23 protein-coding genes are annotated in these 24,767 nt (G+C 60.8%); 2 read left to right on the top strand and 21 right to left on the bottom strand.

Features of this window, described 5'->3' with window-relative positions; all coding sequences use genetic code 11:
• Positions 1–23: 23 nt before the first annotated feature.
• The 17 genes from AB7951_RS03905 to AB7951_RS03825 all read right to left on the bottom strand — a co-directional run bounded on the left by AB7951_RS03905 (position 24) and on the right by AB7951_RS03825 (position 19,876).
• On the bottom strand, positions 24–1,013 hold the full coding sequence (locus tag AB7951_RS03905; protein ID WP_093756967.1) for an ABC transporter ATP-binding protein: 990 nt from the start codon (positions 1,011–1,013) through the stop codon (positions 24–26).
• Positions 991–2,013: an ABC transporter ATP-binding protein gene (locus AB7951_RS03900; protein ID WP_439059812.1), complete on the bottom strand. Its 1,023-nt coding sequence runs from the start codon at positions 2,011–2,013 to the stop codon at positions 991–993. The genes AB7951_RS03905 and AB7951_RS03900 overlap by 23 nt, the downstream gene beginning before the upstream one ends.
• Positions 2,014–2,020: 7 nt before the next feature.
• Positions 2,021–2,866: an ABC transporter permease gene (locus AB7951_RS03895; protein ID WP_120286975.1), complete on the bottom strand. Its 846-nt coding sequence runs from the start codon at positions 2,864–2,866 to the stop codon at positions 2,021–2,023.
• Between the two features lie 3 nt (positions 2,867–2,869).
• A complete protein-coding gene (locus AB7951_RS03890; protein ID WP_093756970.1) occupies positions 2,870–3,838 on the bottom strand; it encodes an ABC transporter permease in 969 nt (322 codons plus the stop codon).
• A 14-nt stretch (positions 3,839–3,852) separates the two neighbouring features.
• Positions 3,853–5,427: an ABC transporter substrate-binding protein gene (locus AB7951_RS03885; RefSeq protein WP_439059813.1), complete on the bottom strand. Its 1,575-nt coding sequence runs from the start codon at positions 5,425–5,427 to the stop codon at positions 3,853–3,855.
• An 87-nt stretch (positions 5,428–5,514) separates the two neighbouring features.
• Entirely contained in the window at positions 5,515–5,952 is a 438-nt protein-coding gene (locus AB7951_RS03880; RefSeq protein ID WP_441255661.1) for a hotdog fold thioesterase, read from the bottom strand.
• A complete protein-coding gene (locus AB7951_RS03875) occupies positions 5,949–6,962 on the bottom strand; it encodes a zinc-binding dehydrogenase (protein ID WP_120286977.1) in 1,014 nt (337 codons plus the stop codon). The genes AB7951_RS03880 and AB7951_RS03875 overlap by 4 nt, the downstream gene beginning before the upstream one ends.
• A 21-nt stretch (positions 6,963–6,983) precedes the next feature.
• Entirely contained in the window at positions 6,984–8,105 is a 1,122-nt protein-coding gene (locus tag AB7951_RS03870) for a M14 family metallopeptidase (RefSeq protein ID WP_120286978.1), read from the bottom strand.
• Positions 8,105–8,965: a VOC family protein gene (locus tag AB7951_RS03865; RefSeq protein WP_120286979.1), complete on the bottom strand. Its 861-nt coding sequence runs from the start codon at positions 8,963–8,965 to the stop codon at positions 8,105–8,107. The genes AB7951_RS03870 and AB7951_RS03865 overlap by 1 nt, the downstream gene beginning before the upstream one ends.
• Before the next feature lie 75 nt (positions 8,966–9,040).
• On the bottom strand, positions 9,041–9,760 hold the full coding sequence (locus AB7951_RS03860) for an aspartate/glutamate racemase family protein (RefSeq protein ID WP_120287977.1): 720 nt from the start codon (positions 9,758–9,760) through the stop codon (positions 9,041–9,043).
• 620 nt (positions 9,761–10,380) lie between these two features.
• Complete coding sequence (locus AB7951_RS03855) at positions 10,381–12,270, bottom strand: feruloyl-CoA synthase (RefSeq protein WP_120286980.1); 1,890 nt, start codon at positions 12,268–12,270, stop codon at positions 10,381–10,383.
• A gap of 88 nt (positions 12,271–12,358) precedes the next feature.
• Positions 12,359–13,552, bottom strand: a complete 1,194-nt coding sequence (gene boxA, locus AB7951_RS03850) for a benzoyl-CoA 2,3-epoxidase subunit BoxA (RefSeq protein WP_120287978.1) — start codon at positions 13,550–13,552, stop codon at positions 12,359–12,361.
• A gap of 76 nt (positions 13,553–13,628) precedes the next feature.
• A complete protein-coding gene (gene boxB / locus AB7951_RS03845; protein ID WP_120286981.1) occupies positions 13,629–15,074 on the bottom strand; it encodes a benzoyl-CoA 2,3-epoxidase subunit BoxB in 1,446 nt (481 codons plus the stop codon).
• 104 nt (positions 15,075–15,178) lie between these two features.
• Positions 15,179–16,867 carry a 2,3-epoxybenzoyl-CoA dihydrolase gene (gene boxC / locus AB7951_RS03840; RefSeq protein WP_441255660.1) on the bottom strand — a complete coding sequence of 563 codons (1,689 nt, stop codon included), beginning with the start codon at positions 16,865–16,867 and terminating at the stop codon, positions 15,179–15,181.
• Between the two features lie 111 nt (positions 16,868–16,978).
• Positions 16,979–17,449: a DUF309 domain-containing protein gene (locus tag AB7951_RS03835; RefSeq protein WP_120286983.1), complete on the bottom strand. Its 471-nt coding sequence runs from the start codon at positions 17,447–17,449 to the stop codon at positions 16,979–16,981.
• Between the two features lie 36 nt (positions 17,450–17,485).
• Complete coding sequence (locus tag AB7951_RS03830) at positions 17,486–18,304, bottom strand: alpha/beta fold hydrolase (RefSeq protein WP_120287979.1); 819 nt, start codon at positions 18,302–18,304, stop codon at positions 17,486–17,488.
• Between the two features lie 21 nt (positions 18,305–18,325).
• On the bottom strand, positions 18,326–19,876 hold the full coding sequence (locus tag AB7951_RS03825; RefSeq protein WP_120286984.1) for a benzoate-CoA ligase family protein: 1,551 nt from the start codon (positions 19,874–19,876) through the stop codon (positions 18,326–18,328).
• Between the two features lie 158 nt (positions 19,877–20,034).
• On the opposite strand from AB7951_RS03825, the gene AB7951_RS03820 reads away from it, so the two are divergent.
• On the top strand, positions 20,035–20,946 hold the full coding sequence (locus AB7951_RS03820) for a helix-turn-helix transcriptional regulator (RefSeq protein WP_093756981.1): 912 nt from the start codon (positions 20,035–20,037) through the stop codon (positions 20,944–20,946).
• Positions 20,943–21,416 carry a hypothetical protein gene (locus AB7951_RS03815; protein ID WP_120286985.1) on the top strand — a complete coding sequence of 158 codons (474 nt, stop codon included), beginning with the start codon at positions 20,943–20,945 and terminating at the stop codon, positions 21,414–21,416. Before AB7951_RS03820 ends, AB7951_RS03815 begins: the two co-directional genes overlap by 4 nt.
• 4 nt (positions 21,417–21,420) lie before the next feature.
• On the opposite strand, the gene AB7951_RS03810 is transcribed toward AB7951_RS03815, so the two are convergent.
• From AB7951_RS03810 to AB7951_RS03795, 4 genes are read right to left on the bottom strand one after another with little or no spacing between them, the layout of a single operon-like run.
• Positions 21,421–22,128, bottom strand: coding sequence for a branched-chain amino acid ABC transporter ATP-binding protein (locus tag AB7951_RS03810; protein WP_120286986.1), 708 nt, complete (start codon positions 22,126–22,128; stop codon positions 21,421–21,423).
• Entirely contained in the window at positions 22,128–22,886 is a 759-nt protein-coding gene (locus tag AB7951_RS03805; protein ID WP_089266070.1) for an ABC transporter ATP-binding protein, read from the bottom strand. The genes AB7951_RS03810 and AB7951_RS03805 overlap by 1 nt, the downstream gene beginning before the upstream one ends.
• Positions 22,879–23,883, bottom strand: coding sequence for a branched-chain amino acid ABC transporter permease (locus tag AB7951_RS03800; RefSeq protein WP_120286987.1), 1,005 nt, complete (start codon positions 23,881–23,883; stop codon positions 22,879–22,881). Before AB7951_RS03800 ends, AB7951_RS03805 begins: the two co-directional genes overlap by 8 nt.
• A 1-nt stretch (position 23,884) precedes the next feature.
• Positions 23,885–24,757, bottom strand: coding sequence for a branched-chain amino acid ABC transporter permease (locus AB7951_RS03795; RefSeq protein WP_120286988.1), 873 nt, complete (start codon positions 24,755–24,757; stop codon positions 23,885–23,887).
• Between the last annotated feature and the right edge of the window lie 10 nt (positions 24,758–24,767).

Below are 24,767 nucleotides of genomic sequence, written 5' to 3'. Positions count from 1 at the left end.
GGCAATGCTCCACTTCTGAGAACTCAATTGGCCACCCGCGCGACACGCGGCAGCGCCGCGGGTTGTTCAAGCAGATCGTAGTGACAGGCCACCTTGCGGCCATCGGAGACATCGCGCAGCATCGGTCGCTCCTCGCGGCAAAGCGCCTGAGCGTAGGGGCAGCGCGTATTGAAGCTGCAGCCTGGCGGCGGATTGAGCGGGCTGGGCAACTCACCCTGCAGCACGCTGCGGGTGCGGCTGCGTGCGGTGCGCGGATCGGCGATCGGCGCGGCGGCAAGCAATGCCTCCGTATAAGGATGCGCCGGTCTATCCCAGACGTCCTCGCTGCGGCCTGTTTCGACGATCCGACCGAGATACATCACGATCAGCCGGTCCGAAATATGCTCGACGACCGAGAGATCGTGCGAGATGAACAGATACGACACGCCCGTTGCCTGCTGCAGGTCCTCAAGCAGATTGATGACCTGCGCGCGCACCGAAACGTCCAGCGCAGATACCGGCTCGTCGCAGATGATTACCTTGGGCTTGAGCGCAAGTGCACGCGCAATGCCGAGACGCTGGCGCTGGCCGCCAGAGAACTCATGCGGATAGCGCCGCATCGCATCGGCCGGTAGGCCCACCTGTCCCATCAGCTCAATGACACGATCCTTGATATCACGGCGCGACCAGCCGGCGACGCTGAGCGGTTGCCCGACGATGGTGCCGACGTCGTGGCGTGGATTGAGCGATCCATAAGGATCTTGGAAGATCATCTGCATCGACTTCCGCGAGGCCTTCAACGCGCCTGCCTGCATCCGCGTGACATCGTCACCATCGAGGAAGACGCGTCCGTCGGACGTCGGCACCAGGCGCATGATCGCCTTGCCGAGCGTGGACTTGCCGCAGCCGGATTCCCCTACCAGCCCGACAGTCTCGCCGGGCTCCAGGTCGAAACTCACATCGTCGACCGCCCGCACGACGCCCTGTGCGCTCTGGTATTGGACACAGAGACTAAGCACCGATAGTAGCGGCATCGCGCGATAACTCCTTCTCGGCAGCAAAACAGGCGGCGGAACGGTGCGGTAGCAACGGCGCCAGCTGTGGTCGCTCGGCACGGCAGCGATCGAGTACATCGGGACAACGGTTCTGGAAGGCGCAGCCCTGCGGCAAATCGGACAGCGCCGGCACGTTGCCCGTAATTTCGACGAGACGACTGCCACGTCGGCGCTGTGCCGACGGCGTCGCCCCCAGCAGCCCCCGCGTGTAGCGATGCAGCGGCCGCTCGAACAAAGCCTCCACCGGCGCTTCCTCGACTTTGCGGCCGGCATACATCACGGCCACCCGGTCGGCGACTTCGGCAACCACGCCGAGATCATGGGTGATAATCATAAGGCCCATATCGGATGAGGACTGCAACTCCTTCATCAGTTCGATGATCTGCGCCTGGATAGTAACGTCGAGCGCAGTGGTCGGCTCGTCGGCGATCAGGAGCTTTGGCCCACAAGCAATCGCCATGGCGATCATGACACGCTGGCTCATGCCACCAGACATCTGGTGCGGATAATCGTTGAAGCGGCGTTCCGCATCCGGGATACGCACCCGGCGCAGCAACTCGACCGCGCGGTCTCTCGCCTCGTGACGCGACACGTCATTGTGGCGCCTGATTGCCTCGATCAGCTGATCCCCGACCGCGACCACAGGGTTCAGCGATGTCATCGGATCCTGGAAGATCATCGAGATGTCCTTGCCGCGAACCCGCTGCATCTCGCGCTCGGACATGGCAGCGAGATCACGCCCCATGAAGCGGACGGCGCCCCCGACGATCTTTGCGGGCGGGTTCGGCAACAACCGCATGATCGCCAGCGCCGTCAGCGACTTGCCACAGCCGGATTCACCGACGATGGCCAGCGTCTCGCCGGCCGAGACCGTCAGCGACAGGCCATCGACCGCAGGCAATACGCCGCGGCGGGTGAACAACGATACCTGCAGGTTCTCAATGGAGAGGATTGGCGTTGGACCGGCTTTGCTGCCCATGATCATCTCAGCGGTCCCGCAGCTTGGGGTTAAGCGCATCGTTGAGACCGTCGCCTACAAGGTTGAGCGCCAGCACAGTGAGCATGATCGCAAGACCCGGCACTGCGCAGATGTACCAGGACGAGCGAATGAGCGTCCGGCCGTCCCCGATCAGCTGTCCCCAACTGGTGACATTGGGATCGCCGAGCCCGAGGAATGCTACAGCGGACTCGAACAGAACGGCGCCCGCAACGACCAGCGACGACAGCACGATCACCGGCGGCAACGCATTCGGCAGGATCTCGCCGAACATGATCCGCAGACTGCCCATCCCCATGGCCCGGCAGGCCTGCACGAATTCGCGGTCGCGCAGCGACATGAACTCTGCACGCGTCAGCCGCGCGATCGGCGTCCAGGTCACCACACCCACGGCGATGGTGACATATTCGATCTTCTGCCCGAGGATCGATACGATCGTCAGCACGAAGATCAGGTTCGGGATGGTCTGGAACAATTCGGTCAGGCGCATCAACAGCTCGTCGACCCAGCCGCCGACATAGGCTGCGGTGGCGCCAACAGTGATGCCGATGATGGTGGCGGTTAGGCTGGCGCAGAGGCCGATCAGGAGAGTGGTGCGCGCGCCATAGGCCGTCATCGCCGCGATGTCGCGCCCGAGCGAGTCCGTCCCGAGCGGATAGCGCGATGACACGAATGGCCAGATTTCAGGACGGCCGACAATGCGCAACGGATTGCGCGGAAACCACCATGGCGCTGCGATGGCGACGCCGATCACGACAAGCACCAGGAACAGTCCCACCAACGCCGCACGGTTGCGGGCGAAACGCCGGGCGAAATCGATGAAGAGAGCGATCATGACCTACCTCGCCTTGATCCGGGGATCGAGCCGCAGATACAGCAGGTCGACCGTGGCATTGCAGACCGCGACCAGCAGCGAGCCGAGGACGAGCACGCCGAGCACCATTGGAAAATTGCGACTCATCACGCTGTCGAACAGAAGGCTGCCAATGCCGGGCCAACTGAACACGGCCTCGATGACGACGCTGCCGCCGAGCATGGTGCCGAGCTGCAATCCGAGCAGCGTGACGATCGGCAACATCGCGTTGCGCATCACATGCGCCATGACCACGCGACCGCCAGACAGGCCTTTGGCACGCGCCGTCCGCACGAAATCCAGCCGGGCCACCTCCAACATTGAGGCTCGCATCACGCGCGCGAAGGTCGCGGCGTAGAACAGTCCCAGTGCCGTTGCGGGCAGGACGAGATGATGCATGACGTCCAGCACGGCACCAAATGCACTTTCGTCGACACCAATGGTGCGCATGCCGCCGACCGGAAACCAGCCGAGCTTCACCGCGAACATCACCGTCATCATGATGCCGAGCCAGAAGCTCGGCGCGGCGAAGAAGAATACCGCACCGAGCGAGATCAGATTATCCCAGATCGTGTTGACCTTGATCGACGCCAGCACGCCGGCCGTGACGCCAACGAGCAAAGCAATTCCGATTGCCGCCAGCATCAGGATCAAGGTCGCTGGAAGCTGTTGCATGATCACATCAAACACCGGCGCGTTCTGCCGGTACGAATAGCCGAGATCGAGCCGCATCACCGACCAGATATATTTGGCAAGCTGCACCGACACCGGCTGATCGACGCCGTAGGTGTGACGCAGCTGATCCAGCATCTTCGGGTCGGTGATCTGCTGTTCGGACGTCATCACGTCGAACAGACTCCCCGGCGCCAGATGGATCAGCACGAAGTTCATCACGATGACCGCAAAGATCAACGGGATGATTTGCACGAGCCTGCGGATGATGATGCGACGCACGTTTGCCTCCGCTCTCAGCGGTCCAGCCAGACCTCGGCCCAGCTTTCGCCCATGAAGTCCGCGGTTAGCGAATGATCGCGAACGTCAGAACGAGCGATCGTCACGGGTTCAAGGTCGACCATCGGAAGGACCGGCGCGTCGCTCGCTGCGAGCTTGTCGAACTCGTGCACCAGGGATACGCGCTTCTTCTCATCGGTCTCGATCACCATCTTGCTGACGGTCTCGTCCATCTTCGGATTGGAATAGCCGGTGGCGTTGCGGAAGGCTGCCCCTTTCACGATACCATCGGTAGTGTAGTATTGCGTTGTCTGCGGGATCGGCTCGATGCTGGCTGAATTGTTCGATACCGCGACGTCATAGTCATAGTCGGTGTAGATGCGTTTCAGCGAGGTCGCGCGATCGGGGATAGCCAGGTCGACGGTGATGTCGACGTCCTCGAAAGCCTGCTTCAGGTACTGACCGATCTTGACGTTTTCCTCGAACCACCCGGCCGATACCAGGCTCATCTTAAAGCGCGAACCGGCCTTCACCGGATAGCCGGCAGCATCGAGCAACGCGGCAGCCTTCTTGACGTCGAACGGATAATCCTGGACGTCTTTGGTGAAGAAGATCGAATTCGAGAAATGGAGAGCGCCAAGCGAGGGGCGCGCGCGACCGAAGAAAACCGTATCCGCGATGAAGCTGCGGTCGATCGCATGAAGCAGGGCCTGACGCACCTCGCGCTTCTTGAAGATCTCGCGACGCTGATTGAACTCGACGCTCGTGATCCACGCCGAGTTCGAATAGCCTTTGGTCTCGGCGACGAACTTCTTGGTTGCCGTCAGGCGCGCGATGTCCGGCGCAGGGATCGGATTGAACGTGCCTATGTCAAGCTGGCCGGCCTCGAACGCAGCCGCCCGCGACGCCGGATCTCGCCACCAGCGGATCACCAGCTTGTCGAGATAGGGCAGGCCCGAATTCCAGTAATTGTCATTGCGGGCATATTCGACATGGCTGCCGCGCACCCACTCCTTGACCTTGAAAGGACCGGTGCCGATCGGCGTGTTGTTGATCGGGTTGGTAATGATGTTCGACCCGTCATAGATATGCTTGGGAATAACAAGACCGGCCTTGCCTGCCAGCACGGATTTGAGGAAGAACTCTGGCACCGGCACTTTGAATTTCAGCACCACGGTCAGCGGATCCACGGCCTCCGCGGTCAGCAGAGCATCGAGCGTGACGCCAGCGGAGATCGGCTTCCAATACTGGATCGCATTGAAGACCAGATCATCCGAGGTCAGCGGCTTGCCATCATGCCAAGTGACGTTCGGACGTAGTTTGATCGTGTAACTGCGGAAATCCTCTGCCGGTTCGATCCCGAGAGCCAGCACCGGTTCGAATTTGAGATCGGCGGTCAGGCGGATCAGCCGCTCGAACACCTTGGTCGACGTGAAATACGGACTGGAGCCGCCACCCGCTGGAACGAACAGCGATTGCGGCTCAAATCCGCCCCATGTGCCGACCAGCGTGCCGCCGCGCTTCGGCGCCCCGGTTGCCGCCTTGGAAGAACCGGCAAAGCCGGAGGCTAAAGCAGCACCGGCCGTTGTCATCAAAAAATCACGTCTGCTAAAACCGCTCATTGTTCTTCCTTTGTTGCAGACAGGAACCGGTCCGCCATCGTGCGCCGCCCGGCCCTGCTATTGTTTTGCTTCAAGCGTCGAATAGGTGCCGCGGCCGATGGCGAGCAGCGCCCCCTTTTCGTCAAACACATCGACGTCAGCGACACCGACGCTCTTGCCGGCACGGCGCACCCGCGACACGGCGACCAAGGCGGTATCGACAGCCGGCTTCAGGTAATCGACCCGGAAGTTCACGGTCGGAAGGCCGCGCCCGACCATCATGCCGACGGCGAAATCGCCGACGGTGTCGATGACCGAGGCAATGACGCCGCCATGCCATTGCTTGGAGCCCGGTCGGCGTTCGAATTCCGGCCGCATCGGCGACCGCATCGTCACTTCCTGCGTTGCAGGATCGGCCTTAATCACCTCAAGGCCGAGGAACAGATTGAACGGCGACACGTCCAGCATTTGCTGAATCTCAGGGGCCGTCAGCGTCTTGACGTCGGGCTTGCTCACGGCGTCACCACGACTTTGCCGAATACCGCACGGTCCTCGATGACGCGCACAGCTTCCTTCGCTTCTTCCAGCGGATAGGTCTTGTCGATCAGTACCTGCAGCTTCTTGGCTGCGACGAGATCGAACAGTTTTGTGATATCGTCACGTTCCCAGCCGTTGGAGCCCTTGATCTCCAGTTCGAAGGTCCAAATGAAGCGAAGATCTTCAGTAGGCGAGTAGCCGGCAGTCGCCCCGCAAGTCAGAATGCGGCCTCCGAGCTTCAGACAGCGCAGCGATTTGACCCAGGTATCGCCGCCGGTGAAGTTGACGACCACATCGACACCGCCGCCTTCGACGAAGCGCCGGCGATGTGGCTTGCCGTGGCGCTCATAGATCGTCTTCATGAAGTCGGACTGCGTGTAGAGGATGATCTCGTCCGCGCCGAGTTCGGTGAGACGCTTACCCTTCTCCTCGCTGCCGGCACAGGCGATCACGTAGGCGCCGGCCAGCTTGGCGAGCTGGACACAGCACACGCCGACGCCGCCGCTGGCGCCAAGGATCAGAACCTTCTCGCCGGCCTTGATCTGGCCGATGGTGTTCATCATGCGAATAGCGGTGCCATAGGCGACCGGCAGCGCGGCCGCCTGCTCAAAGCTGACGCCTTCCGGAATCTTGACGAGCTGATGCGCCTTGGCGCGGCAGAATTCGGCGAGGCCGCCGTCCTGGGTCTCGCCCATCAGGCCGCCTTCGACGCGGTTGACGGGATCGATCAGCACGCGATCACCGATGTTCCAGCCGGTGACGCCCGCGCCAAGTTCGGTGATCTCGCCGACCACGTCGAGACCAATGATGACAGGCAGCGGCACCTTGATGCCGGGCATACCCCGGCGGGTGAAGACGTCGTGATAGTTGATCGACGATGCCCGCACGCGGATGACAACGTCGCCCTCGCCCGCTTTCGGCGTCGGATAATCCGCCGTGAATTGCAGCTTATCGTTATCGCCGTGTTCGTGAAGGACAACTGCTCGCATGATCTACCTCGCTCCGTTGGTTCAGGCTGCGGCGGAGAGGGACCAGCTTGCTAACCCCTCTACCGCCTGTTGAGTGATGGAAATGGCTCGTTCTGTGGTCTCTTCACGCCAGTGCGACGACACGGGCACGAAGCAATCGTGCAGGTCTGCGCGCAGCATGCGAACGCGCTCGCTGTCTTTCTCGGCCTTGAACTTCAGCCAGAGATCGAGCTGCAAGGCGCGACGAACCTTGGTACCGCGCGTACCGAATTCGATTACTGCGCCGACCATCGGTCGCTCGCCGAGGAACCTGGTCATGCCGTGAAACACGAGTCCCTGATAATTGGGCCGCGTAAAATTGTTCGGCTTCTGGCCGACGATGCGGTCACGCCCCCACCAGCGCACGGCTTCCGCATGAAGCGCGCCGCCTTCAGGGTTGAAGCACAGGAAGAAGGACTCGCCGAAATCGCCGATGCCTGTATGCCAATCGATAAAGCCGACGCGCTCGGCCGCGCCGAGATGATCGGCGACAATGGTCTCCAGAGTCAGATTGGACCACTCGCGCCCGTCGCCGCCATAATTGGAACCATCCGGAAAATCGTACTGCCCGCGCGCCAGCGTGTCGAACAGACCGTCGTCTCCATGCGCGTCCTTGAAAGATTCGACGGCGTCGGCGTAGATCTGCAGGGCTGCCGGCGTCCAGTCCTCCGGAAGCAGATGCGGATAGAGCTTCGCATAGCCCGGGTTGGCCGGACGGGGAGCGGCGAAATCGATGAAGTTGCGATTGAGATCGACATTGTTTTCAGTGGTCCGCGTACCCCAGGCAAAGCCGTAGGGATTGATCGCGTGAACGAAGAGAAGCGACACGCCGCGCGGAAGGGCGCGTGCAAAATTGCTCTGCATCCAACCGATCTGCGCCGCCGAACCGCTGAGGCCTTCGAGGCCGTGCGTACCGCTCAGGATCACCAGTTGCGAAGCTGCGCGCGGATCGCCGAGCCGCGCCACGTCGATGCACAGATCCTGGCCATTCGGGCCCTTGAGCGCCGGATGGGTGTAGGTGGTCAACGCGGCGCCGACGTCATTCGCAGCGTTGCGAAACTTCACGCGTGCGCCGTCATAGTCGAGCGCAAAACTCCGGGTGAAATCATTAGGGAGCGCTACCATCACGCCGTGAACCCCAGAGCGACATTGGCTGCATCGGCATGCGACACGATGATGCCATCAGCATAGGGCTTGAAGGAAACACCGGCCGCATCGAATACGGCGCGCGGCGTGTCGAGCGCCGCGACCTTGAACACCAGCGCGACCATGCGGTCAGTGCCATCCGGGCTGACCAGCGCGGCCCCGACGTAGCGATCGGCCACGGCTGCAGGATCGAGTATGAAGATCGTCGCGGCACCGGCGCTGAACGAAAAGCCGCCATCCGTCGGCGTCAGGAGCGGTGCGCCGAACATGCGTTCATAGAGCGCTGCAGTTCGCGCCGGTTGCTGCGAGGCGATGACAAATTCGACGATTTCAGTAGCGCCATTGGCATGCGTCTGCCATTCGGGGCGCCACACCAGTTCGGGCGTATCATGGTGGCAGAAGAACGTGCGGCCGTTCTGCACTTCGTCGCCCGCCACGCGGATGACCTTGAAACGCGCGTCTTGGGCGCCGCCCGGCAATTCGACCGGCCGCGCGAAGCTCATTGGCTCCATGACGGGAACAGCGTTGTCCTTCAGTGTCGCATAAACCAGATCGGCATCGACGGACTTGAAAACCAGACCGCTCAATCCTGGCGGATGTGTCCAGAGATCTGCACGCATCGTTTCACGCCCCGGCAAATAGCCGAGAAGTTCGAGATAGTTCGTGCCGAAGATCGCCAGGTTATTACTGGAGCCGAGCGTATGGTGACCGCGCTCCGTCAACTGAAAGCCGAGGCGAGTATATTGCGCAGCAGCCTCATCAAGCTGGCCCATCACGTTAATGACGACGTGGTCGAGGACCGGCGAGATCTTACGTTGCGCGGTACGCATATCACTCATACGAAAGCCTCATTGCCTTCCAGGTTAGAGAGACGAGCAAGATCGATGCCAATCCAAAGATCAATCACGCCGATGTCATGCAGCACGTGGTCGCGGCTCTTCTTTCGACATTGAAAAAGCCAGCGCCGCATCCGCGTGCAGAATTGTTGAATTAAAGACGGGAAGATCGATGTGCTCGGGGCCGACCAACAGACATATCTCGGTGCAACCAAGAATTACACCGTCAGCGCCGTGCTCTTTTCCTCGTGCAATCGCATCGAGATAGAGACGGCGCGAATCCTCGCGAACAACGCCTTGGCATAGTTCATCGAAGATGATGTCGTGAATGAACACACGATCGGCCTCAGCCGGAATAACGGGATCTAGCCCGAACCCCTCGCGCAATCGCGTCACATAGAAGTCCTGCTCCATCGTGTAGCGCGTTGCCAGAAGTAGCGGCCGCTGCAACCCTGCAGCCTTCACGGCAGCACCAGTCGCATCGGCAATATGAAGAAGCGGGATCGACACTGCCTGCTGCACTTCGTCGGCAAGCTTATGCATCGTGTTGGTGCAGATCAGAATGCAACCGGCACCGCCTCCTTCCAGATCCCGGGCGATGTCAGCAAGAACCTGGCAGGCCTCGTCCCAACGCCCTTGCTTCTGCAGGCTCACAATCGCATCGAAGTTGATTGAGCGCATCAGAATATCCGCGGAGTGGAGCCCACCGAGCTCCGTGCGGACTTGCTCATTCAGCCGGCGGTAGTAAACAGCAGTACTTTCCCAGCTCATTCCACCAATCAAACCTATCGTCCGCATCACCATTGCTCGCTTCTCCAGTCGATGTATTTGACGGGAACGATAGCATCGGTGCCGCGCAATCCGATTGCGGATCGCAGCGATCATACTCTGTTTGCTTGAGATGAAACTTCATAGTTCGAGCGATCGGCGGAATAGGATTTCAAATTTTTCATTCCGCCGCATCAACGTTTCTTCGCTCGGCCCTGACGGACCAGAATGATGCAACGACGTGCAGCGCCGGGAGTTGCCGTGTGTGTCGCGTGAAATCTCACTGTGTGAGAAGAATGCCGGAGTTCGGTCTGCACCAGGAGTAGAACTCAGTGCCACTTAACACGCATGCGGATCGGACACGTTCCGCGAACACTCCGCATGAGCCGTTCATCTGAAACAAACGAGGTCGCCTCCTGGAGGGAAAGGCGACCTCGTGGAGCGCGCGAATGCCCTCGCGCCGGTCCATGTGCTCTGGGGAAGAGCGCCATATTTGACCACGGCGGCCGCGCTGGGGTGTGACGACGGCATGACACCGCATGTGACAGTTGATCGCATCGGCTGAGTCTTGCGTGTGGTCGTTCGACTTGATGCCTTCCATCAACGCGATATTTTTTTAATCCCGATGCATCGTTCGGATTCTGAACGTCCTAGGCATGACGGGCGTATTGCTCGGCACTCGCGCAGATTATCAGGCGACCTGAGACCCCTATGTTCAGATCTTCGACGTCGACTGGACGGCGCGCCAGAACGGCACGCTGGTTGACGTAGCCCTTGTCAGTAATTTCGCCGCCATCGACAGATAGCGGCTCTGCCAGCAACAGCGCGCAAGTTGCATGGGTGGAAGACCCTCCGCCTGCTGCCTTCAGTCTTGCGAGCCCTTCCCCTATGGACGAACGCACATTTTCGCAGCCAAGCACAGCATCGATGCTCGCTGACTCCGGCAGGCCCGACACGGCGCGGCAGGCAGCCAGATTGGGAACAAGAAGGAAGCGCACATCCTCGCCGCCATGGCCGGCCACGACAATATCCTGAACCAGCGGCGCCAATGCAGAGATTCCCGCCACGCGCAGCGTTCCGACGTTGACCCATGTGCCTGATGTCAGCTTGAAATCCTCGGCGATGCGCCCGTCGAACAGCAAGCCCTGCTCGGGATGAGCCGGATCTCCAAATGCAACGGCATCGCCGATCAGATAGAAGCCGTCCGCATCAAAAGCTTTCGCGGTGAGGTCCGGCGCCTTCCAGTAGCCCGGCGTCACATTGGGCCCGCGCACCCGCACCTCGAACTTGCCGTCAGATGGTACGAGCTTTAGCTCCGTACCGGGAATCGGCACGCCGATATTGCCTGATCTTGGCGCCTGAAAATGACAATCGGTCGCAAGCGGCGATGTTTCCGTCGATCCCCAGGCAGAGACCATCGGCAGCGGACGCCCGATTGTTTCGATGGAAAGTGTCTCCAGCGCCGACCATGTGCTCTGCGGCAGAGCCGCACCGGCATAGAAGACGAACTTGACCTCGTTGAAGAATCGCGCTCGCAACCCATCGTCGTTCCGCAGGGCTGCGATAAGCATGTCGAAGCCACGCGGCACGTTGAAATAGACCGTCGGCATGACGCTGCGCAGATTGGCAATGGACGTCGCGAACAATCCGGGCGCGGGCTTGCCGCTGTCGATGTACAGCGTTCCGCCGTTGCGCAGCACCATATTGAAATTGTGATTTCCCCCGAACGTATGACTCCATGGCAGCCAGTCCAGAAGAACGAGTTCGCTCTGCTGAGTTTCGAGAAACGGCCAGGTCTGTGCCTTGGCCTGCTGGCTCGAGGTCAGCATGCGCTGGGTATTGATGACCGCCTTCGGCGCGCCGGTCGATCCCGACGTGAACAGGAACTTGGCGATCGTATCGGCATCGACCGCTGCGAAGGCATGATAGATCGCTGCGCTCACCGGCGTCGTGATCACATCGGCGTATGAGTATCCCGCCCCGGCAGCCGCGCCACCGCCGATGATGGCGGCAGTGTGAAACGGGCCTATCGCAGCGAGGGCCGGACCGAACTGATGCAGGTTCGAGACGTAGATGGCACCGGGATCGAGAAGTTGAATCGCGCCACGCAGCTTTTCGAAATCCTTCGACATCAGCGAATAGGCCGGCGAAATCGCAGCGACGGGCACACCGACATGCATCGCTGCCAGGGCGAGAACCGCATGCTCGATACCGTTGTCCGATAGCACTGCGAGGGGCCGCTGCGCACTCATCTCCTGTGCAAGAATCCAGCTAGCCGCGCTGCGCACGCGCCGAAGCGTCTCGGCATAGCTCAGCGTCACCCAAGGCACATCCGGACTGGACCGCTCTGCCAGAAAGATCCGCTCCGATGCCTGTTGTGCCCAATGTTCGAGCCAGTCCCCGACACAACGCGCATAGGAACGCAGTGCTGTATCGGATCGAAGAAGGATCGTACCGTCGGATCGCTGTTCTGCGTCAACCGACGGCGTCAGAAAAAATGGACTGCCTGAGCCAGCCGCATTGTCGCGGTCCAGAACCATCGCTTCTCTCCCCCACAACTTACCCGTCTTTGTTCTTATTCGGGCTGTTCAGTCGAACCGGTCGTTGCCAGTTCGGATGCAACATCGATCAGTAAGTCTCGACATGATATCTTCCACCGCCGCGCATCGCCGCTTTCAGATCCGACCAATCCATCGACGCGGCGCGGCAAATATCGGCGAAGGCCTCTTCAACGCCGCTTTCCATGCCTTTCAACCCGCAGATATAGACGTGGGTCTGCACGTCGCGCAGCAGCGATGTGATCGCTGCTGCTTCGCTGCGAATACGATCCTGCACATAGATCCGTGGCTCGCCCGGCACGCGCGAATAGCAGAAGTGCTTGCCCAGCAACTCCTCTGGGACCTTTTGCAGCGGACCGAAATAGGGCAACTCCTCGGGGCGGCGCGCACCGAAGAACAGGAGCAGCCGCCCGGGCGCGCCAGGCATCGCGCGCCGGCGGCGCTCCGTGAAGCCGCGGAATGGTGCAGAGCCCGTGCCAGTGCAGACCATGAGAACATTCGCCGAAGGATCGTTCGGTAGCAGGAAGGTGGCACCGAATGGCCCGGTGACTTCGACCTTTGCGCCACGCGGCAGATCGCACAGGTAATTCGAACACAGCCCGCCGGACTCACGTTTCACGGTCAGCGCCAGATTGTTGGTGTTCGGCTTCTCGCCATCGCGCGAACTCGCGATCGAATAGAGCCGCACCTGATGCGGCTTGCCGTCCGCGCCCAAGCCCGGCACGACGATGCCGATGCTCTGGCCTTCAAGGATGGGAAACGGCTGCTCGCCGAAATCCAGGATGATATGGCGCACGTCGGAGTCGGCCGTCGCATGGGTGAGTCGAAAATTGCCGGTTACCGTGGCCAGCGCGGGCTTGCCGCGGTTATAGAGATTGACCGACGCCTTGCTCGATGACAGCGGCGCGACGGGCTTGCCGCCCAGCCCTTTGCGTGCTTCTTCGAGCAACGCGCCGATCTCATCCTCGAGCGCCTCGATGGCGCCCGCCCCGGGGCTATTGTCCGCGATCTCCTCCTGCGCCGGCAGGTCACTCCAGGAGAACTGCTCGTCGAGCGAATATGGCGCCGCGACGACACGCCAGTTGTCGATCGCGCCGGTCGGACACGGCGAGATGCAATCCATGCAGTAATTGCAGATCTCTGCGTTGACGACATAGTTGTTGTCGTCATGCGTCACCGCATCGACCGGACAGCTCTCCTCGCAGGTGTTACACCTGATGCAGATTTCCGGATCGATCAGATGCTGTTTGAAAGGGGCGTTCATGGCAAATCCCGCACGTGCCATCGAGGACTGACAGCGACGGGGGGAACTGGAAATCCCTCCGCCGCGTCCGCTCGTTTCAGGCCGCAATCTTTACGTATTCAAAGTCGCCCGGCTTGTTATCGATGCCGACCTTCGGCGCCGATATCCAGCTGGCGAACTTGCCGGGCTCGCTGACCGCCGTCATCAACGACGCGATGAAATCACCGTCGTCAACGGACGGCAGATAGTCGTTCCTGGCTTTCGCCCAGGCGGCATCGCTCATGATGATGCCCTTCGGCGAAGCGTTCACATCGCGGAATTCACCGATCTGGCGATGGAACGCGGTGTGAGGCAGATCGAAGCGGAAATTGACGCCGGCTTTCTCGATGATCTTGTTCCAGCGCTCGACGCCCTTGGCACAATCCGCGGTGTAATCGTCGCGCAGGCGCATGTTGAGCGCGGTCAGCGCCGGCTCGTCGACCAGCTTGATTTCGCCATCGACGAATTTCAGGACCTGATAGATGTCGTTGGTGAGCTGGTGATCATCCTCGATCTTGGTCTCCTGGAAGCGGCCCTTCAGTCCGGAATTGTAGAAATTCGCGGCATTGGTCGAAACTTCCGAACCGAACAGGTCGAGCGACAGCGAATAGTGCAGGTTGATCTTCTTCTGCATGGTCGGCAGGTCGATCACGCCGAGCGCACGGATTTTCTCGATGGCGTTAGGATCCTCGATCCCCGCCGCCTTCATCGCTTCGCAGGTTCGCTGCAACACGCGCCCGACGCCGGTCTCGCCGACGAACATATGATGCGCCTCCTCCGTCAGCATGAAGCGGCAGGTCCGCGACAGCGGGTCGAAGCCGGATTGCGCCAGACTCTCCAACTGCATCTTGCCGTCGCGGTCGGTGAAGAAGGTGAACATGAAGAAGGACAGCCAGTCCGGCGTCGCCTCATTGAACGCACCGAGCATGCGCGGCGCATCGGCATCGCCCGAGCGGCGGCGGAGAAGATCGTCGGCCTCCTCGCGGCCGTCACGGCCGAAATATTTCTGCAGCAGATAGACCATCGCCCAGAGATGGCGGCCCTCCTCCACATTGACCTGGAACAGGTTGCGCAAGTCGTAGAGCGACGGCGCGGTCTGACCGAGATGACGCTGCTGCTCGACCGAGGCTGGCTCCGTGTCACCCTGAATGACAACGAGGCGTCGGAGCATCGCGCGATATTCGCCGGGCACTTCCTGCCAGGCGGGTTCGCCCATATGTCGTCCGAAGTTCACCTTGCGCTCGGTGTCCTGCGGCGCCAGCAACACGCCCCAGCGATATTCAGGCATCTTCACATAGTCGAACTTGGCCCAGCCTTTGGGATCGACGGATATCGCGGTGCGCAAATAAACGAGGGATTCCTGAAAACCTTCAGGCCCCATGTCGTTCCACCAATCGAGATAGCCGGGATGCCATCCCTCCAGCGCCTTGAGCACCTGGCGATCCTCGGCCAGATTCACGTTGTTCGGAATCTTGGTGCTGTAGTCGACATTCATGATGTTCATGACTGGGATCTCCCGCTGTATTTCTGATCGTTCGAATTGGGCAAGCCACCGACTTGCATTTATCCAAAGAGTGACACATGGCCGCGCTGTTCCAGTTGCGGACGCTATACGCGCGTCATGTCGAACTGCGCCTTCTGGCCGGTGCCGTAACGTCCAAGCGCGCCGTTCTCGCCGACCGCATTGGGCCGCTGGAAGATCCAGTTCTGCCAGGCGGTCAGCCGTGAAAAAATTTTCGATTCCATCGTCTCCGGCCCAACAAAGCGCAGATTGGCTTCCATGCCTGTGAGGCTGTCGGGTGAGAAGCTGCAGCGTTCTTCGAAGAACACGCGCACCTCGTCATCCCAGTCGATGTCATCGAGCGCGAAGGTGACGAGCCCGAGCTGCTCGGCAGCTTCCGCATCCAGCGGCTCGCCGATCCGCGCTTTCGCGCGGGTGCCATCTTCTGGATCGGCCTGGAAGCGCGACTGCAGCCGCGTCAACCCGTGGCTCATCGGGTAAGGTCCGAAATTCATCGCGCTCAATACGATGGCCGGCGGCGCGCGGTTGTCGCCCTGCTTTTGGCCGACCAGCATGTAGGAGCGGTCCGCAGCGAAGACGAGTTCGGCCAGCGTGCCGACAAAGCACGAGCCCGGCTCGACCAGCGTCACCAGCGTGCGCGAGGTCACATCGATGCGCTTCAACACCCGCTTCCAGTATTGCCGGATCTCGTTGACCAGCCAATGAGCCTTGTGCGTTTCGAGGAAGGCGTCATGAGCCAGCACATTGGCGCCTTCGCCATGCGACTTGAACACGAGCATGGCTGTCTCAAGTTCATTGATTCGCAGATGCAGAATGGCGTCGTCCAGCTCGCGCGCCACCTGCAGCGGCCAGAAGGAAGCGCCCCGCGCCATCATGCCCTCGACATCCGACGGCGCCGCCGCGTCAGGCGCTTTAATCGAGATGGTAGCAATTCGCTCTGCGCGATTGATATCGACATTGACCAGACCGTAACGAATACCGCTGTCATCGAAGCGGCGATTCAGCGGTGCCAGCTTGAGACCATCGCCGGCGCCACTACGTTTCGACGTCGCCAGAAACTCTTTGGCCCGCTCCGCGACCTTGGCTTCAAGCTTGCTGTTCGGAATGATGTCATCGACCAGCCGCCAAGCCACTGCGCGCTTGCCTTTGATGCCTTCCTCGATCGTGCAGAAGTAATCTGCGTGATCGCGGCGCACCTTGCGCTTGTCGACCACGCGCGTCAGACCGCCAGTGCCCGGCAGCACCGCCAGCAACGGCACTTCCGGCAGCGCCACCGCCGCCGAACCATCGTCCGCCATGATAATGTGATCGGTGGCCAGCGCCAGTTCATAGCCGCCGCCTGCAGCTGTCCCGTTGATCACCGAAATGAAGCGCTGGCCGGAATTTTCGCTCGAGTCTTCAAAGCCGTTGCGAGTCTCATTGGTGAATTTGCAAAAATTGACTTTGTGAGCATGAGTAGCGCCGGCCAGCATGCGGATATTGGCGCCAGCGCAGAACACGCGGTTCTTGCCAGAGCGCAGCAGCACGACCTTGACCTCGGGATACTCAAAACGAAGCCGCTGCACGGCATCCGCCAGTTCGATATCGACGCCAAGATCGTAGGAATTCAGTTTGAGCTGATAGCCCTCGAACAGACCGCCATTCTCATCGACATCCATGGTGAGCGTCGCCACGTCGTTATCAACACTGAGCTTCCAGTGGCGGTAGCGCGACGGATCGGTTTGGAAGTCGATAAATTTGGCGCCGTTCGAGAGAACGCGTTGCTCTGCGGCCATGCTCCACCCTTTGACAGTCTTGATTTATGCGCCGTGCGCCTTGGTTATATGCACAATAATTCATGATATTGGGGGCGTCTAGGGAAATCCGATAGAATTATGCATTTTCTTTCATGTTCCGGTGATCTTGACCGGACCCCGCTTGGCCTCGTCGACCGCCAGTTGATGCGCGAGCGCAGACGCCAGCATCGCGACCGGAAAGTGCTCGGAAAAGCTTCCGGCAATACCCGCCGGCGGGCGCATGGCGAGCTCATCGAGTTCGGACAGTGCGTCCTGTAGCAATCGATGTGCCGCGCGCGGCCGCTGCAGACTGAGTTTCAGATTGGCATTGGCAACCTGAATACAGGCGCGAAGCAGAATCCGGTCGCGCCCTCTTTGCGGCGCGACCTTCCAAACAGCCTCGAGAATTTCGTGAGCCTCCCAGAAGAAGCCGGCATCGTTGAGCGCGAGCCCGTAGCGCAACGCCGGATCATCCGCCGGGACGAACCGGGCATAGCGCAGCGGGACCAGCGCCTTGGCCTGCGTCAGCGTGTCGTGATCAGCCTTCGTCTGCTTGCCGAGCCGATAGGGCCAGCGCGGCATCGCAAGAGAAGGAGTGACAGTCACGATCGTGCCCGCTTACGCAGCGCGTAATTCACCCTCGCCGTGAAAATGCAGCAAGCGATTGGCGAAATCCGCCACGGCATTCAGCGTGACCTCGGGGGCCTCGCGATGGGGCGAATGCGCAGCGCCGGGAATGATCTCGACATCCACCGGGCAATAGCATTCGACCTCGGCTATCTCGATCTGCTTCATGGTGCCGTACTGATCGTCGGCTCCCTGCAAAATCTGCACGGGCACGCGCACATAAGCGAGATAGTCGGAAATATCCCAGTCACGGAACTGCGGATCGAGCCATGCGCCGTTCCAGCCATAGAACGCGTTGTCGACGTCATCATGCCAGCGCGCGAGCTTGGCCTTGAGGTCGCCCTGCTCGTAACTCGTTTTGATTTCGGCGATCGACGTGACGGAAATATCCTCAACGACGAAATGCGGCGCAATCATCGAGACGCCGCGGATGCGATGATCCTGAATGCCGCCGGCATAGATTGCGGCGATGGATCCGCCATCGGAATGACCGACCAGCAAGCCGCGGCGAAAGCCGATGGCATCGAGCAGTTGCGGTAGCACCTCGAGTGCTTCGACATGCATGTAGTCCAGCGGCCGCGGCAGCGCGACCGGCGTCGATGCACCGTAGCCAGCGCGCGAATAGACGAAGACGCCGGCGCCGGTCGCTGCCTGAAGCTTGTCCGGGAAGTCGCCCCACAGCGCGACCGAGCCCAGCCCTTCATGCAGCAGCACGATGGTCGGCGCTGCATCCGGTTGCGGACCGATCATGCGGTATTCGAGTTCGGACGCACCGATGGTCAGCCGTCCCGCGGATTGCAATGCACTCATCTTGTCATCCATCTCTCGGTTTCAGACCGTCGCTCCATCGCGCAATTTGTAGCGCTGGATTTTTCCGGTGGCTGTTTTGGGAAGGGAATCGACAACCTCGATCCAGCGTGGATATTTCCACGGACCGATCCGTTGCTTGACGTGATCCTTCAAGGATTCGCGCAGGCCCTCGACCACGGCATTCGGTTTCAGCACCACGAAAGCCTTCGGCTTCAACAGCCCCTCGGCGTCGGCCTCCGGCACGACCGCCGCTTCGGATACGGCGGGATGGGCGATCAGCGCGCTCTCGACCTCGAACGGAGACACCCAGATGCCGGACACCTTGAACATGTCATCGGCACGTCCGCAGAACGTATAGCGCCCGTCGGCGTCGCGCACATATTTGTCGCCGGTGCGCGTCCAATGCCCTTCGAAGGTGCGACGACTCTTGCTGCGTTGATTCCAGTATCCCTCGCCGGCGGAAGGCGCATCGACCAGCAACTCGCCGATTTCTCCATCGGCGACATCGCGCCCCGCGTCATCGACGAGCCGCACACGATAACCTGGTACCGGCCTTCCGGACGTGCCGTATTTGATATCGCCGGGAGCATTCGACAGAAAGATATGCAGCAGTTCGGTTGAGCCGACGCCATCGAGAATATCGACGCCGAAGCGGCTCTTCCAGCCATTCCCCACCGGCTCCGGAAGCGCTTCGCCGGCCGAGGTGCAAATGCGCAGGCGCGGGAGGCGAGCTTCCGTTTTGAACCCCTCATCGTTCAGCATCGCCGCGAACAATGTCGGCACCCCGAAAAAGATGCTCGGCTGATATCGCCGCATCAGGCCGAACATCGTGGCCGGCGTGGGTCGCTCCGGATTGAGCACCGTCGTAGCGCCGACCGACATGGGAAATGTCATGGCGTTGCCGAGACCGTAGGCGAAGAACAATTTGGCCGCAGACAGTCCGACATCGTCCTCGCGGATGCCGAGAACCTGCTTGCCATAGGTGGTCGCCGTTGCCTCCAGACTGGCGTGCAGATGGCGAACGCCTTTCGGCATGCCCGTGGATCCGGACGAATACAACCAGAAGGCAGGTTCGTCCGCATGGGTCGCGACCGTGGCGAAGCTTGTGCTCTCATTCCTGACTTCGTCAGCCAGACTCTTGCGGCCATTGCCAGCGCCACCGACCACAATCACATGCTCAAGATCCGGCAAACGACCGAGCATCTCGTCGACCGCCGGCAACAACGCCGCGAAAATGAACAACACGCGCGCCCGGCAATCGGCCAGCACATAGGCATATTGGTCCGAGGTCAGCAGAGTGTTGAGCGGCACCGGGACGATGCCGGCCCGGATCGCGCCGAGGAACACCACAGGAAAGTCGACGGTGTCGAGCATAATCATCGCGACGCGTTCTTCGCGCCGGACACCGAGCCGCTTCAGTAAATTGGCCAGTTGGCAGCTTTTTACCTGCAGGTCGCCATAGGTCAGTTCGGTCACGGTATCGGTGAAGGCGAGCTTGCTGCCACGGCCCTCATCGATGTTGCGGTCGAGAAGCCAGGTCACCGCATTGTAAGAACTGGACGGCCCACTCATGATGCGTCTGCACCTTGGGCGATTCCACAACCGTTGCTCACGGTGCTCTCCCTATCGTCTTTTTTGAATTATAATTCATATAAAGTCACCAACTCCGGTTGCTGTCAATCGCATCCGGAATTATCTTTCCTGAAATCCTCTGCGAGCACGCACACCACATGACCGACCAGGCCGATCCCGAAACTGCCTTTCTTGAACAGCTCGGTCAGCGTGTCCGCACCATGCGCGGCCTGCGCGGCATGTCGCGAAAGGTGCTGGCAAAAGTGTCAGGGATTTCGGAGCGCTACATCGCGCAACTGGAAAGCGGCAAGGGCAACGTGTCTATCGTGCTGCTGCGCCGGGTGTCCGGCGCCATGGGTGCCCATCTCGAAGATCTGATTCCGGCGGACGAACCGACAACGGAGTGGCCGGTCATTCGCGACCTCGTTCGCAACGCGACACCGAACCAGATCGCCCAGGCCAAGGACGTTCTCGCCGGACGCGGGAACGGTCAGTTCCAGAATTATATGTCATTCAGCGGCATCGCCCTGATCGGGCTGCGCGGCGCCGGAAAATCGACGCTTGGCAAATTGTTGGCGGACAAGATCGGCTGGAGCTTCGTCGAACTCAACAAGGAGATCGAGCAGCACAACGGACTATCGGTCGCCGAGATCATCGCCCTCTATGGACAGGAGGGCTTTCGCCGCATGGAACAGGCCGCGCTGAACGGCCTGCTCGGACGCAAGGAGCCCATCGTCCTTGCGACCGGCGGCGGCATCGTCTCGGAACCCGTGACCTTCGATCGCGTATTGTCGTCGTTCTACACGATCTGGCTCAAGGCCAAGCCCGAAGAGCATATGGCGCGCGTCCGCCGCCAGGGTGACTTGCGCCCGATGGCCGACGACCGCTCCGCCATGCAGGAATTGCGCACGATCCTGCTGAGCCGCGAACCGCTCTATTCCCGCGCATCCGCCATTGTCGATACGGCCGGCCTCAGCAAGGACAAGGCTGCCGCGCAACTGGTCGGCGCAGTATCGCGCGTGTTGAACACCAATGCCCAGGCTTTCGGACTGAGAAGCGCTGCGTCGTGACACTGGGCGAGCTTCTGCAAGCACGCGGCTTCGATCCCGCCGGTGTCATGGCGATCCGCAACACCCTGCATTCCGAAGACGTCTCAAACGATTTCCGCGATCTCGCCGATGTCATCAGCGCCAATGCGCTGCCGATGTATGACCGGATGCAGGATGGCCCACGCATTGCGCATCAGACAGCCGTGCTCTCCTTTGCCGCCACAGACGGCGGGCAGGCACGCCTGACAAGCCTGCGAACCTTCCTGCTGCGCAAGCCGGGAAGCGTTCCCAGCGATATCGTCTATGACTATGATGCCGCGCACCTGCTACACAGCTTCATCGCGCGCGCCACGACGCCCTGTTTTTACGACGCCATTGACCGAGAAGAGCTCAACGATTTGTTCGGCCGCCTCGTGGTGCAATGGCCGGAACCGCTTTCCGACAATATTCTTGCGGCCAATGACGATGCGTTGACCGTCGTCGTGGCCTGATCGCTCAAACGCCGAGATGGCGCTCCAGCACGTCCGGCTGCGCAGCCAATGCCGCCGGCGTTCCGTCGAACACCACGCAGCCCTTCGACAGGATTACCATTCGGTCGGCGACTTTCGCGAGACTCCGAAAATCCTTGTCGACGACGATGGTCGCGATGCCCTCGCCCCGGACGATCGCCAGCGTCTGCCAGATCGACTGCGCCACCAGCGGTGCCAGACCTTCCGTGGCTTCGTCGATCATGATCATATCGGGATTGGTCATCAGCGCGCGACCGATAGTCAGCATCTGCTGCTCGCCCCCCGACAATTGGTGCCCTCCATTATTGCGGCGTTCATGCAGACGCGGAAACAGCTCGAAGATTTTCGGCAGGGTCCAGGACTGACGGCCGTGATTGCCTGGTCGCGCGGCCATCACCAGATTTTCGGTGACCGACAGCGAACCGAAAATGCCCCTGCCCTCCGGCACCAGCGCCATGCCGCATCGCGCGATCGTTTCAGGCGCTGCATTGCGGATATCATGGCCGTGGAAGCGCAAACTGCCGCGACAAAGCGGCATCAATCCCATCAGCGAACGCAGCAGCGTGGTCTTGCCCATGCCATTGCGACCAATCAACGCCACCTGCTCGCCCGGCGCGAAGGTCAGATCGATGCCGTGCAGAATCTGGCTAGCGCCATAAAACGCATCGAGCTTTTCCACCTCGAGCAAGGCCATTACGCGATGCCTCCATCAGCCCCGAGATAGGCGGCGCGCACGCCGGGATCCACGCGCACGTCCTGCGGCAGACCTGTGGCGATGACACGGCCATCCTGCATCACCGTCAACCGATCCGCGAGTTCGAACACCGCATCCATGTCATGTTCCACCACCAGCAGCGCACGATCTGCCTTCAGCGACGCGATCAATCCAATGATGCCTCGCGCTTCCGATGGTCCCATGCCGGCCAGTGGCTCGTCGAGCAGAATGACCTGCGGATTGGTCGCCAGCACCATCGCGATTTCGAGCTGGCGCTGTTCGCCGTGACTCAGTTTATCGGCAACGATCTGCGAGCGCGCGGATAACCCGACCCGGTCGATCGCATCGGTGACCAACTGGAGGTATGGCCGGTCGGACCGCGTGCCGCCAAACATCCGGAGCGGCGCGGTTGAACGGGCCTGCGCCGCAAGACGCACATTCTCATGCACGCTGAACTGCGCAAACAACGTCGTCTTCTGATAGGCGCGGCCGAGGCCGGCGCGCGCGCGTCGGTCCGGCGATAACGACGTAATATCCGCGCCATTCAACAGGACCTCACCCGAGGTTGGCAGAAGCTCGCCGGCCAGCAGATTGATCAGTGTGGATTTTCCGGCACCGTTCGGGCCGATCACCGCATGGATCTCGCCGGCGCGAATGTCGATCGACACATCGGAAACGGCCAGCAGGCCTCCGAAGCGCTTCTGCAATCCAGCGGCACGCAGCGCAATGTCATGCATGACGAGCTTCCGCAGCTGCAGGCTTGATTTCGGCCACGCGTTGCGGCGACCCGCCAAATACCATCGACCAGATCTGCCGGACACCGTTGGGTAGCAGGATAACGATGCCGATGATGATCAGGCCTTCGACAAGCTTCCAGTTGTCGAGATGCGCCTTCAGCACTTCTTCCATGCCGATCAGAACCAGCGCACCGACCAGCGGCCCGGTGACCGAGCGCAGACCACCGATCAGCACCATGACCAGGATTGTCGCCGACTGGTGCCACCCCAGCATCTGCGGCGCGACGAAACCGAACTGGGCCGCAGCCAGATAACCGGCGACGCCGGCCAACGCACCAGACAGAGTGAACGCCGTCAGGCGAAGGCGAAAGATCGGAAAGCCGAGCGACCGCGCCCGGCGCTCATTGTCCCGGGCTGCCGCCAGCGCCCGCCCGAAAGGTGAGCGGACCACCATCGTGAGCAAAGCGATCACGCCCACCAGGAAACCCAGCACGACAAAGTAGAAAGTCATGGGCTTGTCGAGATCGAGCAATTGGCTGCCGGCAATGGCGATCTCGGGCCGGATGTTGATGGAGATGCCATCCGATCCGCCCGCGAATTTGGTATCGTGGAAGAAGAAGAACAGCATCTCGCCGAAGGCGAGCGTCACCATGATGAAATAGACGCCGCGGGTACGCAGCACCAGCGCGCCAATTAGCAGGGCCGCAGTGCCGGAGCACAGGATCGCAATCGGAAGCGTCGTTAACAGCGACGCCGCATCATAACGAGGCGACAACAGCGCAAGCGCGTATCCCGCGAGGCCGAAAAAGGCGGCATGACAGAGGCTCACCAAACCGCCATGGCCGACCACGAGATTCAGTGACATGGCCAGCATGCCCATGATGAGCGCCTTGGCAAAGAATTGCGTGTAATAGGTCGATACACAGAATGGCAGCGCAATCGCCATAGCCAAACAGGCGATGCCGAACAATCGGACCCGCAGATTGGGCATGCTCATATCAAGCATCCTGGCGTCCGAGAATTCCGCTGGGCCGCCACAGCAACACGGCTGCCATCACCACATAGATCAGAATGCTGGACACGCTGGGAAAGAACACCTTTCCGAACGTATCCGTGAGGCCGATCAGCAGTGCGCCGACGGCTGCGCCAGCGACCGAACCAATGCCGCCGAGCACGACCACGACAAAGGACAGGATCAGCATGCCATCCCCCATGCCGGGAAACACTGTCGAGATCGGCGCGATCAGGATGCCGCCGAGCGCCGCCAGTGCTATGCCGGCGGCGAAGACGTAGCGATTGACCCGGTCGAACTTGATGCCGAGCACGCGCGCCATCTCACGATTTTCCGAGCCCGCCCGCACGATCATGCCGATTTTGGTGCGCGTGATCACGAAAAAGATGACGAGTGCCACCATCAGGCAGAACACACAGATCGCCAGCCGGTAAACCGGATAGGACAGATTGTCGGTCAGCTGGATCGACCCCGACAACCACGCGGGCGGAGCAACCGCATGCACGTCCTTGCCGAACAGCAACTGCCTGATTTCATCGATGACCAGGATGAGGCCGAAGCTGAGCAGCACCTGTGCCAGATGATCCCGGCCATAGAGAAGACGAACGAAGACGGCCTCAAGCAGAATGCCAGCGATGAAGGCAACCAGCACGCCGCCAAGCAAGGCGACCACAAAACTGCCGGTCATCAATGTGATCCAGTAAGCCAGATAGGCGCCGAGCATATAGAACGCGCCATGGGCGAGATTGATGACCCCCAGGATGCCGAACACCAGTGTCAGGCCGCTCGCGACAAGGAACAGGACTGCGCCATACTGAACCGCATTCAGCAACTGAACGCCTAGTGTGATGAGGTCCATCAGATCAATC

Origin of the sequence: Tardiphaga sp. 285_C5_N1_2 (genome assembly GCF_052076065.1) — a bacterium.
GTDB classification, from domain to species: Bacteria; Pseudomonadota; Alphaproteobacteria; order Rhizobiales; family Xanthobacteraceae; genus Tardiphaga; species Tardiphaga robiniae.
This window is presented reverse-complemented; position numbering and strand designations above follow the sequence as displayed.

Coding starts and splice junctions, on each gene's coding strand:
- AB7951_RS03905 (WP_093756967.1), bottom strand. CDS start 1,013: ATGCCGCTACTATCGGTGCTTAGTCTCTGTGTCCAATACCAGAGCGCA.
- AB7951_RS03900 (WP_439059812.1), bottom strand. CDS start 2,013: ATGGGCAGCAAAGCCGGTCCAACGCCAATCCTCTCCATTGAGAACCTG.
- AB7951_RS03895 (WP_120286975.1), bottom strand. CDS start 2,866: ATGATCGCTCTCTTCATCGATTTCGCCCGGCGTTTCGCCCGCAACCGT.
- AB7951_RS03885 (WP_439059813.1), bottom strand. CDS start 5,427: ATGACAACGGCCGGTGCTGCTTTAGCCTCCGGCTTTGCCGGTTCTTCC.
- AB7951_RS03875 (WP_120286977.1), bottom strand. CDS start 6,962: ATGCGAGCAGTTGTCCTTCACGAACACGGCGATAACGATAAGCTGCAA.
- AB7951_RS03870 (WP_120286978.1), bottom strand. CDS start 8,105: ATGGTAGCGCTCCCTAATGATTTCACCCGGAGTTTTGCGCTCGACTAT.
- AB7951_RS03865 (WP_120286979.1), bottom strand. CDS start 8,965: ATGAGTGATATGCGTACCGCGCAACGTAAGATCTCGCCGGTCCTCGAC.
- AB7951_RS03860 (WP_120287977.1), bottom strand. CDS start 9,760: ATGCGGACGATAGGTTTGATTGGTGGAATGAGCTGGGAAAGTACTGCT.
- AB7951_RS03855 (WP_120286980.1), bottom strand. CDS start 12,270: ATGGTTCTGGACCGCGACAATGCGGCTGGCTCAGGCAGTCCATTTTTT.
- boxA (WP_120287978.1), bottom strand. CDS start 13,552: ATGAACGCCCCTTTCAAACAGCATCTGATCGATCCGGAAATCTGCATC.
- boxB (WP_120286981.1), bottom strand. CDS start 15,074: ATGAACATCATGAATGTCGACTACAGCACCAAGATTCCGAACAACGTG.
- boxC (WP_441255660.1), bottom strand. CDS start 16,867: ATGGCCGCAGAGCAACGCGTTCTCTCGAACGGCGCCAAATTTATCGAC.
- AB7951_RS03835 (WP_120286983.1), bottom strand. CDS start 17,449: ATGCCGCGCTGGCCCTATCGGCTCGGCAAGCAGACGAAGGCTGATCAC.
- AB7951_RS03830 (WP_120287979.1), bottom strand. CDS start 18,304: ATGAGTGCATTGCAATCCGCGGGACGGCTGACCATCGGTGCGTCCGAA.
- AB7951_RS03825 (WP_120286984.1), bottom strand. CDS start 19,876: ATGAGTGGGCCGTCCAGTTCTTACAATGCGGTGACCTGGCTTCTCGAC.
- AB7951_RS03820 (WP_093756981.1), top strand. CDS start 20,035: ATGACCGACCAGGCCGATCCCGAAACTGCCTTTCTTGAACAGCTCGGT.
- AB7951_RS03810 (WP_120286986.1), bottom strand. CDS start 22,128: ATGGCCTTGCTCGAGGTGGAAAAGCTCGATGCGTTTTATGGCGCTAGC.
- AB7951_RS03805 (WP_089266070.1), bottom strand. CDS start 22,886: ATGCATGACATTGCGCTGCGTGCCGCTGGATTGCAGAAGCGCTTCGGA.
- AB7951_RS03800 (WP_120286987.1), bottom strand. CDS start 23,883: ATGAGCATGCCCAATCTGCGGGTCCGATTGTTCGGCATCGCCTGTTTG.
- AB7951_RS03795 (WP_120286988.1), bottom strand. CDS start 24,757: ATGGACCTCATCACACTAGGCGTTCAGTTGCTGAATGCGGTTCAGTAT.